The organism is Micromonospora sp. AB353, from assembly GCF_049538395.1.
Classification (GTDB): Bacteria; Actinomycetota; Actinomycetes; order Mycobacteriales; family Micromonosporaceae; genus Micromonospora; species Micromonospora aurantiaca.
In genome coordinates, this window is record NZ_JBMVFV010000015.1 from 73,677 (window position 1) to 88,253 (window position 14,577).

11 protein-coding genes are annotated in these 14,577 nt (G+C 73.9%); 3 read left to right on the forward strand and 8 right to left on the reverse strand.

Annotation, left to right across the window (positions count from 1 at the left end):
- Nucleotides 1–5: 5 nt before the first annotated feature.
- On the reverse strand, nt 6–1,787 hold the full coding sequence (locus tag ACPCK6_RS09985) for a DUF6311 domain-containing protein (protein ID WP_423480939.1): 1,782 nt from the start codon (nt 1,785–1,787) through the stop codon (nt 6–8).
- Complete coding sequence (locus tag ACPCK6_RS09990; RefSeq protein WP_396883915.1) at nt 1,745–3,571, reverse strand: DUF6311 domain-containing protein; 1,827 nt, start codon at nt 3,569–3,571, stop codon at nt 1,745–1,747. Before ACPCK6_RS09990 ends, ACPCK6_RS09985 begins: the two co-directional genes overlap by 43 nt.
- A gap of 249 nt (nt 3,572–3,820) precedes the next feature.
- Between ACPCK6_RS09990 and ACPCK6_RS09995 the strand changes: the two genes are divergently transcribed.
- Nucleotides 3,821–5,011, forward strand: coding sequence for a hypothetical protein (locus tag ACPCK6_RS09995; protein WP_423480940.1), 1,191 nt, complete (start codon nt 3,821–3,823; stop codon nt 5,009–5,011).
- A gap of 266 nt (nt 5,012–5,277) precedes the next feature.
- Here ACPCK6_RS09995 and dxs read toward each other — a convergent pair whose 3' ends face one another.
- The 4 genes from dxs to ACPCK6_RS10015 form a co-directional block, all read right to left on the reverse strand.
- On the reverse strand, nt 5,278–7,221 hold the full coding sequence (gene dxs / locus ACPCK6_RS10000) for a 1-deoxy-D-xylulose-5-phosphate synthase (RefSeq protein WP_423480941.1): 1,944 nt from the start codon (nt 7,219–7,221) through the stop codon (nt 5,278–5,280).
- A gap of 58 nt (nt 7,222–7,279) precedes the next feature.
- Nucleotides 7,280–8,446, reverse strand: coding sequence for an anhydro-N-acetylmuramic acid kinase (locus ACPCK6_RS10005; protein WP_423480942.1), 1,167 nt, complete (start codon nt 8,444–8,446; stop codon nt 7,280–7,282).
- Between the two features lie 89 nt (nt 8,447–8,535).
- A complete protein-coding gene (locus tag ACPCK6_RS10010) occupies nt 8,536–9,789 on the reverse strand; it encodes a class I SAM-dependent RNA methyltransferase (protein ID WP_423480945.1) in 1,254 nt (417 codons plus the stop codon).
- Between the two features lie 53 nt (nt 9,790–9,842).
- A complete protein-coding gene (locus ACPCK6_RS10015; RefSeq protein ID WP_423480943.1) occupies nt 9,843–11,894 on the reverse strand; it encodes an APC family permease in 2,052 nt (683 codons plus the stop codon).
- A 158-nt stretch (nt 11,895–12,052) separates the two neighbouring features.
- On the opposite strand from ACPCK6_RS10015, the gene ACPCK6_RS10020 reads away from it, so the two are divergent.
- Complete coding sequence (locus ACPCK6_RS10020; protein ID WP_396883545.1) at nt 12,053–12,718, forward strand: potassium channel family protein; 666 nt, start codon at nt 12,053–12,055, stop codon at nt 12,716–12,718.
- Between the two features lie 3 nt (nt 12,719–12,721).
- Nucleotides 12,722–13,411 carry a potassium channel family protein gene (locus ACPCK6_RS10025; protein WP_194803003.1) on the forward strand — a complete coding sequence of 230 codons (690 nt, stop codon included), beginning with the start codon at nt 12,722–12,724 and terminating at the stop codon, nt 13,409–13,411.
- Nucleotides 13,412–13,418: 7 nt separating this feature from the next.
- On the opposite strand, the gene ACPCK6_RS10030 is transcribed toward ACPCK6_RS10025, so the two are convergent.
- Nucleotides 13,419–14,099 carry a DUF3159 domain-containing protein gene (locus ACPCK6_RS10030; protein WP_194803002.1) on the reverse strand — a complete coding sequence of 227 codons (681 nt, stop codon included), beginning with the start codon at nt 14,097–14,099 and terminating at the stop codon, nt 13,419–13,421.
- The gene (locus ACPCK6_RS10035) at nt 14,096–14,476 is read right to left on the reverse strand and encodes an OB-fold nucleic acid binding domain-containing protein (protein ID WP_013284795.1); all 381 of its coding nucleotides are present in this window, start codon (nt 14,474–14,476) and stop codon (nt 14,096–14,098) included. The genes ACPCK6_RS10030 and ACPCK6_RS10035 overlap by 4 nt, the downstream gene beginning before the upstream one ends.
- Nucleotides 14,477–14,577 lie beyond the last annotated feature (101 nt).

A 14,577-nucleotide genomic window follows, 5' to 3' on the forward strand; every position in this document is an offset into this window, starting at 1 on the left:
GCCGGTCAGCCGACGAGCGGGCGGACGTCCCATAGGTAGCCGCCGGGCACGTCCCGGCCGGGGCCGACCAGCGCGTCCACTGTGGCGCGGACCGGGTCGCCGGGTGACGAGTCGGCCTGCACCAGTGCCGCCGCCCGCCAGTGCCGGAGGTCGTCGACCGCCTGCCGGCGTTCCGTCTCGCCGACCGGCGGCACCCGGCCGGTCTCGGCGGCCCGGCGCAGCAGCAGCGACGTGGGCCGGTCCGGCGCGCCCCAGCGGGCCGCCGGGTCGCCGGCCGAGCGCGGGCCGATGAAGTAGCCGCCGGGCGCGTCGAACGCCAGCCCGGTGCGCGCCGACCAGAACATGGCGGGGCTGACCGCCGCCCCGGTCACCGGCGGCACCGGCACCAGCGTCCGGCCCGCCGGCACGTACTCCCGCCAACCGCCGCCGGACACCACGGCCGGGACCGGCGCGACCGGCACCGTGCGGATCGGCGTCGGCGCCAGCGGCAGCAGTGCCGCGGCGACCGCGCCGGCCCACGGCGCCCAGGTGCGGACGCCGCCGCGCCGGACCCGGTCCACCGCGAGCGCCAGCAGCACCCCGAGCACCGGTACGCAGACCAGCGCGAACCGCGCCGGCACCACCAGGTCCAGCAGCGGCACGCCGGCGAGCAGACGGTACGGGCCGGGCAGCCCGGTGTCGTGCCGGTTCACCACCACCGGGGAACCGAGCGACAGCAGCGCGAACAGCAGGCCGCACGCGGCGAGCGCGCGTACCAGCGGCCGCCGCCACAGCCGCACCACCACGAGGACGGCCAGCAGCGGCAGGAACGGCCCGAGGAACGAGTTCTGCTCGGTCGGGTTCGGCGACAGCAGCCCGGCCCGGCGGGCGTCCCCGGCGACGCTCTGCCGGGCGGTGGTGACGAACGAGACCACGTCCAGCCGGTAGCCCTCGGTGTGGAACGGCATCCCCCGGTAGTGGCCCGGCCCGGCGAACTGGAACCACAGCGGGTACGCCAGCAGCACGCCCGCCACCAGCGCGCCGACGCCCAGCCGGCGGGCCACCACGGGCGCGAGCCGGCGCGCGGCGGCCCGGTCGGCGAGCGCGTACGCCCCGGCGAACACCCCGGCGGCGAGCGCCAGGAAGACCAGCACCTCCTCGCCGAGGAACACCTGGTACGCGACGGCGAGCCCGAGCAGCACGCCGTCGCGCCGGATCCGGTCGCCGGCCGGGCGGAACACCAGCGCGAGGATCACCGGCACGAGGAACTGCGCGGCCATGTGCAGGTGTGCCCCGGCCTGCGCCACCATGCCCGGGGCGAAGCCGCAGAACAGGCCGCCCACCGCGGCGGCGGCCCGGGAGCGGACCAGCCGGCGGGCGAGCAGCGCGTACCACGCGGTGGCGGTGCCGGCGAGGCTGAGCGTCACGGCGACGAGGAAGGCCGCCTGGGAGCCGAAGACGACGGTGACCGGGGTGAGCGGCACGCCCAGCCCGAGCACCGACGTGTTCGCCATCAGGTTCACCCCGTCCGGGGCGTTCAGCGCGCCGCTGTACAGCGGGTTCTCGCCGCCGGTGACCGCGCGGGCGGCCCGGGCCAGCATCCACTCGAACAGCATCTGGTCGCCGGCCTGGTGGAACAGCCGTTCCGGCCGGCGCCACTGGCCGGTGGTGAGCAGCACGGCCAGACCGAGGTAGCCGGCCACCACCAGCACGTCGGCCGGGCGGGGCCGGCGGCGGGGCGCGGGGGCGGGGACCGCCGGTTCGGTCAGGCGGACCGGCTGGTCAGTTTCCGCACGTCCCACAGCCACACGTCCAGCTCCTGCCGTCCGGGGCCGACCAGCTGCTCCACGGTGCGGCGCAGCGGCTCGGCGTTCTGCTCGTCGCGCGGCAGCACCACCACCGCCGCGTTCCAGTGCCGCAGCTCGTCCAGGTAGCGGCGCCGCTGGCGGTCGTCCAGCTTCGGCGTACGGCCGGTGGACGATACCTCCCGCAGCATCTCGCCGATACCGCTGGGGCGGCCGCCGAAGCGCCCGGGGTCGCCGGTGACGCCGTTGCGCGGCGCGAGGAAGTAGCCGCCGGGGATCTTGAAGTCGAGGTTGGTGCTGGCCGCCCAGCGCATCGGGTCGGTGTTGCCCATCGCGGGCACCGGCACGGAGACGAGCGTCTGATCCGGCCCGACGTACTTGCGCCACCTGTCGGCGGTGATGAACTCCGGCACCGGCTCCCGGGTGGTGACCTGCAACGGCATCGGCGCGATCGGCAGCAGCGCGAGGACCAGGCCCGCGGCGGTGAGCTTGCGGGCGGTCCGCCGGTCCACGCCGCGCAGCGCCCAGGCGCGCCGGACCGCGTACGCGAGCAGGATCGCCACCGTCACGCCGGTGATCAGACCGAAGCGGGTCGGGACCACGGCGTCGAGCAGCGGCAGCCGTACCAGCAGCTCCCACGGGCCGGTGGCGATCTCCCGGTCCCACCAGGAGATCCGCTCGCCGAGGGAGAGCACGGCGAAGAACAGCCCGGTGGCGGCGAGCGCGCGGACGATCACGTCCCGCCGCAACCACACCACGATGCCCACGACGAGCAGCGACAGGCTCCAGCCGAAGAACGCGTTCTCCTCCGAGTAGTTCGGCGCGAGGTTGACGTTGGCGCGCTCGTTGCCGCCGAACGTGGGCGAGCCGGGGGCGAAGAACGCGGCGATGTCGTTGCCGTAGTCGCGCACCGCGTCGCTGAGCCCGTGGTACGCCATCGGCCCGGCGAACTGCACCCACAGCGGGTACGCCAGCAGCGCCCCGGCCAGGGCCGCGCAGACCGCCAGCCCGGCGCCGAGCGGCCGCCATGCGGTGCTCCACCGCTCCCGCTGCTGCACCACCACGGCGATCAGGAACACGCCCAGCGCGAGCGCGGTGAAGAGGAGGATCTCCTCGTTGATGAACGCCTGCGCGGTGACCAGCAGCGCCAGCAGCACGCCGTCGCGGACCGGCCGGGCCGACCGGGTCAGCACCAGCACCCGCCACACGATGAACGGCAGCAGGAACTGGCTGATGATGTTCGGGTGCCAGTTGGCGTGCGACAGCATGGCCGGTGAGAACCCGCAGAACCAGGCCGCCACGGCGGCGGCCGGGCGGTGCCGGATCAGGTGCCGGGACAGCACCCGGTACCAGGCGGCGGCGGTGCCGGCGAGGCCGAGCGTGACAAGCGTGACGAAGGAGACCGCCGGTCCGAACAGGAGGGTCACCGGCACCATCGGGATGCCCAGCGCCAGGATGGCGGTGTTCGCCATCAGGTTGACGCCGTCGGGGTAGTTGAACTGCTCGGTGAAGAAGGGGAACTCGCCGTGCAGCACCACCCGTACCGAGTGGGCGAGGAAGAACTGCACCTGCGCCGGGTCGCTGCTGTAGAGCGCCGCGACCCGTCCGGCGGGGTCGACCCAGATGCCGCTGGTGACCCAGATCGCGGCGAGCAGGAATCCGCCGTACACGGTGAGGTCGATCCGGCGGCGCGTCCACCGCCACCGGCGCACGCGCCGCGCGCCCGGCGTGGCCGGCGCCTCGGGTGTGGTCGGCGTGGTGGTCGCCGGCTCCGGCTCGGCGGTGATGGTGACCGATGGTGGGTCCAGGGTGACGGCGCGGTGGCCCGTCGGGGCGGCGGCGTCCGGCGTCGAGGCGCCGCGGGTCTCGGCAGGCGTCACAGTCGGCGGAGTCTACCGGAGCCGGATATTGGTACCCGAATCGCCCGTCACGTTCCGCAGTGGCCGATCGGCCGAAAGGGTGAGCCGGGCGCGGCCGGGTGACCGGTCGTCTCGTACCATGTGGGCTTCCGACCGACGACCGGCGAGGGGATCAGGGTGCTTTCAGCCCGCCGAGGCGCTACGACGGGCATCGCGCTGGCAGCTCTGCTGCTGGTCACGGCCGGTTGCGGACCGGTCGCCGAACGGCGGCCGGCGGACCTGCGGGTCGGCTACGACAGCCTGGACGGCACCCTCGCGGTGTGGCCGCCGCGCGGCAGCCTGTCCCGCGACGCCGCGGCTACCGCCGCGATCACCACAGCGGTACGCGACTGGCGCTCCCCGGTGGACGACCGGGTGCACGTGCCCACGTCCGGCATCCTCTTCTCCGGTCAGGTCGCCGGGTCGGCGCTCGCGCTCGTCGCCGCCGACGTGCCCGGCGAGTCCGCCTCCTGGCTGCTGCAACTCGACCGGGACGGGCAGCGCTGGCGGGTCGTCCACGCCACCGAGTACACCGACCCCGGCTACCTGGTCTACTCCGACGTGCTGCCGGTGCGGGAGCCGTCCGGCCGCCGCTACCTCACCTCGGCCCGCGTCGAACGACTGACCGGGCCCGACGGCAAGGTGCTCGGCGGCACCGACGGCGTCAGCGACCCGGTCGCCGTACCGGCCTGCCGGGCCGTCGAACTGACCGCGACGCTGCGGGCCACACCGTCGCTGCCGCGCGGCCGGGCCGCGGACCGCGTCCTCGACTTGGGCACGGCCACCGAAGCGCCTCGCTACCCGCTGGTACGCGACGAGACGGGCGCCGGGAAGCGCGCGCTGACCGGACTGGACACCTGCGTGCTGGGCGGTGAACGGGGCCCGTTCGGCAGTGTGCCGCGCCGCATCGGCGACCGGGAGGCGCCCCGCTCCGCACCGGAGTCCTGGCCGATGGCGAAGATCGCGACGCGGTCGCTCGGTTCGGTGGCCCTCGGCGAGGGCGAGCCGGGCGAGTTGGAGCAGCTCAGCTGGGAGACGCCGGGCGGGACGATGACGGCGGTGGTCTACCGTCCGGCCGACGGCGGCACTCCGGTGGCCTCCCCCGCCGACCGGTCCACCACGCTTCAGGCGTACCACCTGCCGATGCCGGGCCGGCCGCTGGCGGTGCTGTCCTGGCGTACCCGGGACGCCTCGTTCTCCGCCCCGCCCGGCACGACCCGTCTGGTGGACCGTCCCGGCTTGGTGGTGGTCGAGCACACCGACCAGAGGCAGACGTTCAGCCTGGCCGGCACCGAGAAGACCTGGTACCGCTCCCTCCCCACCCCCTGACCCCCCGCTGCCGCCCCGCCCCCGGGTCGCCCGCACCCCGTCGATCATGAAGTTGACACCGACAAACCGGACACCATCCACGGCCAACCTCATGATCACCCCACCGCCCCGGTGATCTGCGCCGCCCTCGCGTACCTCCACCACACCCTCCTTCAACCCCGGACACCTGGCGATCTTGCGATTGCGGCCCTCCCTGATCGGGCGGAAGCCGACATCAGGAGGGCCGCAAGTGCAAGATCGACGAGGCGGGCTGGGCGAAGGCCAGCTCAGCTCTGGGCTCGGGCTCCGTTCGTCGCCGGGTCCACCGGGGCGGCGTCCAGGCCGGAGATCCAGCCGGTGACGTCGCGCGCCACGTCCTGCGCGGTCAGCCGCAGGTCGGCCAGGATCTGCGCGCGGCTGCCGTGCGGGTGCCAGTCGGCCGGTACGCCCATGTCCTTGACCGGTACGCGGACGTCGGCGTCGCGCATCGCCTGGGCCAGCGCGGAACCGACGCCGCCGATGCGCACGCCGTCCTCGACGGTGACCACGAGCCGGTGCGTGGACGCCAGCTCGACCAGTTCGGCCGGCACCGGGCGCACCCAGCGCGGGTCGACCACAGTCACGCCGTACCCCTGCTCGGCGACCCGGGCGGCGACCTCGACGCCGAGGCCGGCGAACGAGCCGACCGCTACCAGCAGCACGTCGGTACGCGCCGACTCGGCCAGCACGTCGACCGGGCCGACCCGGCGTACGGCCGGCAGGTCGGCGGCGACGGTGCCGGTCGGGAAGCGCAGGATGGTCGGGCCGTCGTCGACGGCGACCGCCTCGCGCAGCTCCTCGCGCAGCGTCGCCGAGTCGCGGGGCGCGGCGATCCGCAGGCCGGGCACCACGCCGAAGACCGACATGTCCCAGATGCCGTAGTGGCTGGGCCCGTCCGGACCGGTGATGCCGGCCCGGTCCAGCACGAACGTGACGGGCAGCTTGTGCATGGCCACGTCCAGCAGGACCTGGTCGAACGCGCGGTTGAGGAACGTGGCGTAGACCGCTACCACCGGGTGCAGCCCGCCCATCGCCAGGCCGGCGGCGGAGGTGGCGGCGTGCTGCTCGGCGATGCCCACGTCGTAGACCCGCTCCGGGTACTTGCGGGCGAGCGTGGCGATGCCGGTGGGCTCGGCCATGGCGGCGGTGATGCCGACCACGTCGGGGCGCTCGTCGGCGATCGCGACCAGCTCGTCGGCGAAGACGTTCGTCCACTTCACCGACGGCACGGCGAGCAGCTTGCCGGTCTCGGCGTCGAACGCTCCGGGGCCGTGCAGGCAGTCGGCCTCGTCGTCCTCGGCGGGACGGTAGCCGTAGCCCTTGCGGGTGACCGCGTGCACGATCACCGGGCCGCCGAAGTTCTTCGCGGCGCGCAGCGCCGCCTCGACCGCCGGTACGTCGTGGCCGTCGACCGGGCCGACGTACTTGATGCCGAGGTCCTCGAACATGGCCTGCGGGGCGACCGCGTCCTTGATGCCCTTCTTGACCGCGTGCAGCACCTCGTACATCGGCTTGCCGACGAACGGGGTGTTGCCCAGCGCGTCCTTGACCGTGTCGAGCACCTTCTCGTAGCCGGGGTTGAGCCGCAGCGACGACAGGTGGTCGGCGAGGCCGCCGATGGTCGGCGAGTAGGACCGGCCGTTGTCGTTGACGACGATCACCAGCGGGTTGCCGGCGGTGGCGATGTTGTTCAGCGCCTCCCAGCACATGCCGCCGGTGAGGGCGCCGTCGCCGACCACGGCGACCACGGAGCGCTTCTCGCCGCGCAGCGCGTACGCCTTGGCGAGGCCGTCGGCGTACGACAGGGCGGTGGAGGCGTGCGAGTTCTCGATCAGGTCGTGCTCGCTCTCCGCCTGGCTGGGGTAGCCGGAGAGGCCACCGCGCTGGCGGAGCTTGTCGAAGCCCTCCTGCCGGCCGGTGAGGATCTTGTGCACGTACGCCTGGTGGCCGGTGTCGAAGAGGAGCCGGTCACGCGGGGAGTCGAAGACCCGGTGCATCGCCAGGGTCAGTTCGACCACACCGAGGTTGGGGCCGACGTGGCCGCCGGTGCGGGAGACCTTGGCGATCAGGAAGTCACGGATCTCGGCGGCGAGGATGTCCAGCTGCTCGGCGGTCATCCGCTTCACGTCCTGCGGGCCGCGGACGGTGCCCAGCAGCCGACCGTGGTTGGCCGTGCCCTCTTCAACACTCATGACCGGAGAGTCTATCGGCCGCGGAACAGTCCGCAGCCCGGCCGTGCATCGACCCAGGTCAGGCGTCGACCACCAGCCGCCGGGGCGCGGGTGGGCGGGGTGCTGTGGCGGACGGGCCCGCAGGGGTCCAGGAGCCGAGTACGGCGGCCCGGGACGCCCCGGTCACCGACGGCACCGCGCCCGGCAACCCGTGCCAGGACAGCCAGCCCAGCAGCGCGAACGCGTACGCCTCCTTGGCCTGGGTGGGCACGCCCAGCTCGTCGGTGGTGCGCAACCGCCAGCGTCCCGCACCCAGGGCGGCCAGCCGTGCCCGGAGTGTGGGATTGCGCACTCCCCCGCCGGCGGCCACCACCTCGGTGACCCGATGCCTGTCGCAGGCGTCGGCCACCGTGCGGGCGGTCAGCTCGGTGAGCGTGGCCAGCACGTCGTCGGCCGCCACCGGCTCGCCGAGCGCGGTCAGCGCGGCGTCCAGGTAGCCGCCGTGGAACAGCTCCTTGCCTGTCGACTTGGGCGGCGGCGCGGCGTAGTACGGCTCGGCGAGCAGCCGGGCCAGCAGCGCCTCGTGCACCCGCCCGGCCGCGGCGCGGGCGCCGTCGACGTCGCAGGGCCGGTCCAGGAAGCGCCGGGCGGCGGCGTCCAGCAGCGCGTTGGCCGGGCCCACGTCGTACCCGAGGACGGGCGTGCCGGGCGCGACCACGGTGAGGTTCGCGATCCCGCCGAGGTTCAACGCGGCGCGGGGTGCAGCCCCGGCGGCCGGGTCGAGCAGCAGCGCGTCGAACGCCGGGACCAGCGGCGCGCCCTGACCGCCTGCGGCGACGTCCGCCGAGCGCAGGTCGTGCAGCACCGGTACGCCCACCCGGGCGGCCACCCGGGCCGGCGCACCGAGCTGGAGCGTGCCGCGCACCCGGCCGTCCTCGACCCAGTGGAAGACCGTCTGCCCGGGCGACACGACCGCGTCGGCGGTGCCCCCGGCCAGCTCGACGCCGGCCGCGGCCGCCTCGGCGAACACCTCGCCGAGCCGGTTGTCCAGCCGGCAGACCGCCTCGATCGTGGTGGCCGCCGGCGGCAGCAGCGCGCCGATCTCGGCCCGCAGGTCGTCCGGGTACGCCAGTTCCCGGTGCCCGAGCGGCCGCAGCCGCAGCGTGTCGCCGTCGGCGGTGAACTCGGCGGCCACCACGTCCACGCCGTCGTACGACGTGCCCGACATCAACCCGACGATGCGCAAGGAAGGGCCCCTTCTTAACGGATCCGGTAGTAAAAGGGCCCCTTATTAACGCCGATCAACGCGATCAACGCGCGGAGCCGGTGACGAGATCAACCCTGCGGAGGCAGGAACAGGCCCACCAGCTCCACGTGCTGGGTCATCGGGAACAGGTCGAAGCCGCGCAGCGCGGCCAGCCGCCAGCCCGCCTCGGTGAACGTACGCACGTCCCGGGCGAAGGCGGCCGGGTCGCAGGCCACGTAGGCGACAGCGCGCGGCCCGGCGGCCACCACGGCACGGACCACCGGCGCGCCCGCGCCGGAGCGCGGCGGGTCGAGCACCACCAGGTCAACCGGTCCGGTGATCCGGCGCCGGGACAGCGCCGCCTCCACCCGCGCGGCGACCACCTCGACGGCGCGCAGGTCGGCCAGGTTCTGCCGGGCCGCGGCCACCCCGTCCGGCGCCGACTCGACGAGCGTCACCCGGGCACCGTCGAGCCGTTCGGCGAGCGCGGCGGCGAACAGGCCGGCCCCGCCGTACAGGTCCCAGGCCGTCTCGCCCGGTTGCGGGTCGAGCAGGTCGAGGACCGCGCCGGTCAGCGCGTCCGCCGCCGCCGGGTGCACCTGCCAGAACCCCGAGGCGGGCAGCGTGAAGGACCGCCCGGCCGCCGTCTCCCGGACCCGCTCCGGCCCGCTCACCGCCGCCGGAACCCCATCGGTGTACGCGACCACGGCGACGTCCCCGCCGGTGCTGGCGACCGTCTCCACCGCGTCGGCGTGGGGCCAGCGGGCACCGGTCGGCGGGAGCACCGGCAGGTCCTGGATCGCCGGGTGCGCGATCAGGCACCTGTCGATCGGCACCACCTCGTGTGAGCGGTGCTTGAGCAGTCCGGCCCGGCCGGCCGCGTCGACCGCGTAACGGACCCGGGAACGCCAGCCCAGCGGCCCGCCGGGCAGCGCCTCGACGCGGACGCCGAGCGCGTCGATCTGCTCCGCGGTGAGGCCGCCCAGCCGGGTGAGCTGTTCGCGTACCACTGCGAGCTTCCAGTCGAGCTGGGCGGCCGGGGCGACGTGCTGGAGGTCGCAGCCGCCGCATCCGCCCGGCCGGGCGTACGGGCACGGCGGGGTGACCCGGTCCGGTGAGGCGTCCAGGATCTCCACCGCGTCGGCGCGGGCGAAGCCCCGGTGCAGTTCGGTCACCTCGGCGATCACCCGCTCGCCGGGCAGCGCGTGCCGGACGAAGACCACCTGCCCGCCGACCCGGGCCACGCAGTGCCCGCCCGGTGCGACCGCGTCGACAGTCAGCTCGACCCGCTCGGCCTCCTCCAGCCCCGGTCGGTCTACCGACGCAGGACCTGGCCGCTCCACCGCCGCAGGACCGGGCCGCTCCACCGCCGCAGACCCAGGGCTCTCGACCGCGCTCACGAGCGCTCCTCCCGCTCGGCGGACGGCGTGGACGCCACCGGCGGCGGCAGCGTGCTCTGCGGCGCCACCCGGGGGCCACGCGCCGGTCCCCGGCTCAGCGTGGCGTCCAGCCGGTCCAGGTTCTTGCTGGCCGTGGACGCGAGCTGCCACGGCACGCTGGTCACCATCACGCCCGGCTCGAACAGCAGCCGCCCCTTGAGCCGCAGCGCGCTCTGGTTGTGCAGCAGGTTCTCCCACCAGCGGCCCACCACGTACTCGGGGATGAAGACGGTGACCACGTCGCGCGGCGACTCCCGGCGCACCGACGCGACGAAGTTGAGGATCGGGCGGGTGATCTCCCGGTACGGGGAGTCGATCACGGTGAGCGGCACCGGCAGCTCGCGGCGCTCCCAGTCGGCCTGGAGGTCGCGGGTGTCCTGCTCGTCCACGTTCACGGTGACGGCGGTGAGCGTGTCGGGCCGGGTGGCCCGGGCGTACGCGACGGCCCGCAGCGTCGGCTTGTGCAGCTTGCTGACCAGCACGATGGCGTGGTTGCGGGCGGGCAGCACGCCGCGCTGCTCGGTCGGCTCCAGTTCCTCGGCGATCCGGTCGTAGTGCCGGCGGATGCCGAGCATCACCACGTACATCACGGCCATCGCGACGATCGCGATCCACGCCCCGAGCAGGAACTTCGTAGCCAGCACGATGATCAGCACGACGCCGGTCATGACCATGCCGAACGTGTTGATCGCCCGGGAGCGGATCATCCGCCGGCGCGCCTCCGGATCGCGCTCGCGGCGCAGGTGCCGGTTCCAGTGCCGGATCATGCCGGCCTGGGAGAGCGTGAACGAGACGAACACCCCGACGATGTAGAGCTGGATGAGCTTCGTCACCTCGGCCTGGAAACCGACGATCAGCACGATCGCGAAGACGGCCAGGAAGAGGATGCCGTTGGAGAACGCCAGCCGGTCGCCGCGGGTGTGCAGCTGGCGGGGCAGGTAGCGGTCCTGCGCGAGGATCGAGCCGAGCACCGGGAAACCGTTGAAGGCGGTGTTGGCGGCCAGGAACAGGATCAGCGCGGTCATCCCGGCGACCACGTAGAGCAGCACCGAGCCGCCGCCGAACACGGTCTCGCCGAGCTGGGTGGTGACCGTCTTCTGCACGTACCCGTCCGGGCCGGAGACGATCTGTCTGCCCGGGTCCTCGACGAACTGCAGGCCGGTGAGGCGGGCCAGCCAGATGATGCCGACCAGCATCGCCACCGCGATGCCGCCGAGCAGCAGCAGCGTGGTCGCCGCGTTCTTCGACTTCGGGCTCTTGAACGCCGGTACGCCGTTGGAGATCGCCTCCACGCCGGTGAGCGCGGCGCAGCCGGAGGAGAACGTACGCAGCAGCAGGAACACCAGCGCGAACCCGGTGACGCTGTGCTCGGCCTGGATCTCCAGGCCGGCGCTGGGTGCGCGCAGGTCGTCGCCGAGCACGAAGATGCGGACCAGCCCGGTCAGCAGCATGCCGCCGATGACGATCACGAAGCCGTACGTGGGGATGGCGAAGGCGGTGCCGGACTCGCGCAGGCCGCGCAGGTTGATCGCGGTGAGCAGCACCACCGCGCTGACCGCGATGAGTACCTTGTGGGTCGCCACGAACGGCACCACCGAGCCGAGGTTCGCCACGCCGGAGGAGACCGAGACGGCGACGGTGAGCACGTAGTCGACGAGCAGCGCGCTCGCCACCGCCAGGCCGGCCTTGGGACCGAGGTTGACCGTGGCCACCTCGTAGTCGCCGCCGCCGGAGGGGTAGGCGTGCACGTTCTGCCGGTAGCTCGCCACCACGGTCAGCATGACCACGACGACCGCGAGCGCCACCCACGGCGAGAAGAAGAACGCCGAGGCACCGGCGATGGACAGCGTCAGGAGGATCTCGTCCGGGGCGTACGCGACGCTGGAGAGCGCGTCCGAGGCGAAGACCGGCAGCGCGATGCGCTTCGGCAGCAGGGTGTGCTGGAGGCGGTCGGACCGGAACGGTCGACCGAGGAGGAGTCGCTTCAGCAGCGAGGTGGGTCGGGCCACAACCGCCAAGCGTACGACCACCGGGTCCGGGGCGCGGGGGTGGTCGATCTCCTCCGCGTGCGGCCGCGCGGTACGGTTCGGTCCCCCGCCCTGTGGGGGGACGTGGCAGGCTCGCAGGCGACGGGTCGGCGGGCGGCGCCGTGGGAGGAGCGGACACCGTGCATGTGGTGATCATGGGCTGCGGCCGGGTCGGGTCGACCCTGGCCCACAGCCTGGAGTCGCGTGGGCACTCGGTGGCGGTGATCGACCAGGACGCGGACGCGTTCCGCCGTCTCGGGCCGGACTTCGCCGGCATCACCGTCACCGGTGCGGGCTTCGACGGCGAGGTGCTGCGCCAGGCCGGCATCGAGCGGGCCGACGCGTTCGCGGCGGTGTCCAGCGGCGACAACTCCAACATCATCTCGGCCCGGCTGGCGCGGGAGACGTTCGGCGTGTCCCGGGTCGCGGCCCGGATCTACGACCAGCGCCGCGCCCAGGTCTACGAGCGGCTCGGCATCCCCACCGTGGCGACCGTGCGGTGGACCGCCGACCGGATGCTGCGCCACCTGGTCCCCGAGGGCAACGTGGAGATCTTCCGCGACCCGACGAGCACCGTCTCGATCATCGAGGTGCCGCTGCACAAGGACTGGATCGGCCGGCCGCTGCGGCAGCTGGAGCAGGCCGTCGGCGCCCGGGTGGCCTACCTGAACCGGTTCGGCATCGGCACCCTGCCCACCGCCTCCACGGTGATCCAGGAGGGCGACCAGGTCTACATGCTGGTGACCGACGACATCAACGGCCCGGTCACGTCGGTGGCGGCGGCGCCGCCGGAAGGGGGGCACTGAGCCATGCGGATCGCCATCGCCGGCGCCGGCAACGTGGGCCGCTCGATCGCCCAGGAGCTGATCGACAACGGCCACCAGGTGATGCTGATCGAGCGGCAGCCGAAGATGCTGCGGCCCGACCGGGTGCCGGCCGCCGACTGGGTCCTCGCCGACGCGTGCGAGCTGGCCAGCCTCGAGGAGGCCGACGTGGCCGGGTGCGACGTGGTCGTGGCCGCCACCGGCGACGACAAGGTCAACCTGGTGGTGTCGCTGCTGGCCAAGACCGAGTTCGCGGTGCCCCGCGTGGTCGCCCGGGTCAACCGGGCGGAGAACGAGTGGCTGTTCACCGAGCAGTGGGGCGTGGACGTCGCGGTGAGCAAGCCGCGGGTGATGGCGGCGCTGGTCGAGGAGGCGGTCACCGTCGGCGACCTGGTCCGGCTGATGACGTTCCGCCAGGGCGAGGCGAACCTGGTCGAGATCACGCTGCCGCCGACAGCGCCCTACGTGGGGCAGCCGATCCACGCGGTGCCGATCCCCCGGGACGCGGCGCTGGTGGCGATCGTGCGCGGCAAGCGGGTGCTGGTGCCCACCCCGGACGACCCGATCGAGGCCGGCGACGAGCTGGTGTTCGTCTGCACCACCGCGGTGGAGGACGACGTGCGGACGGTCATCCTCGGCCCGGCCAGCGCGGACCGGCACCGCGACCGGGCCTGAGCCGGCGTCAGGAGCCGGGTAGCGGGGTGGGCGCGGTCTCCCGGGTGACCCGGCGCACCACCCACACCGTGATCAGCAGCAGCAGCGCGTACGGCGGGTAGCCCAGGGCGAGCCGGGCCACGCCGAGCGCGGTGTCCTGGTGGGCCAGGTAGAGCCCGGCCTGTACGCCGACCTTGGCCAGCCACACCACGCCCCACAGCACGGTGAGCTGGGTGAAGGTGCGGACCAGCTTGGGGTCGTCGCGCCACTCGGAGCGGCCCTTGGCGACCAGCACCGACCAGATCCAGCCGACCAGCGGCTGCCGGATCGCGGCCGACAGCAGCAGCGCCAGGCCGTACCCGATGCCGTAGAGGATGCCCGGCAGGTAGAAGTCGCGCTCGTCGCCGGTGCGCAGCGCCAGAAGCGCGCCGATGCCGACGCCGAACAGCCCGTTGACGGCGTGCCGCACCGGCTTGCGCTGGGCCAGCCGCAGCCCGGCGATCAGCAGCGCCACCGCCACCGAGGCGTACACGGCGGGCCGCAGCTCGCCGATCACGTTGGCGATCACGAAGACCACCACCGGGATGCTCGACTCGACCAGCCCGCGCCATCCGCCGAGCTGGTCGGCCATCTGCTCGGCGAGGCTGGGCAGCCGCTCCTCGTCCTGCGGGCCGAGGCCCGACGGGGTGTGCTGCTGTCCGGTCGTCACTTCGGCGACTCCAGCTCGTAGTACGGGTTGTAGATCACCTTGCGGTCGTCACGCACCGCCACCCGGCCGCGCGCGGTCAGATGCCGGCCCGGCTCGATCCCGGCGATGTGCCGGCGGCCCAGCCAGACCAGCGTCACCACGTCGTTGCCGTCGTAGAGGTCGGCCTCCAGCGTGGGCAGGTTCGTGCGGGGCGTGTAGACGACGGTACGCAGCCGTCCGGCCACCGACACCACCTGACCCCTGTTGCACTGGTGGGCGGGCGTGCCGCCGGACTCGGCGCTCTCCCGGCGCAGCTCCTGCGCCTCGATCTCGGCCTCGCTCGCGGTGAGCCGGTGCAGGAGCCGCCGCAGCGACCCCCGGCTCTCGTCGGTCGTCATGACCTCCGCGTCACCCTCTCCACAGCGGGGCCCCGCGGGCGGCGGAACCGTCCCGCCAGCGTACGCCGGTGTGGCCCGCCGGCGGGAGCGGCGTGTCGCGC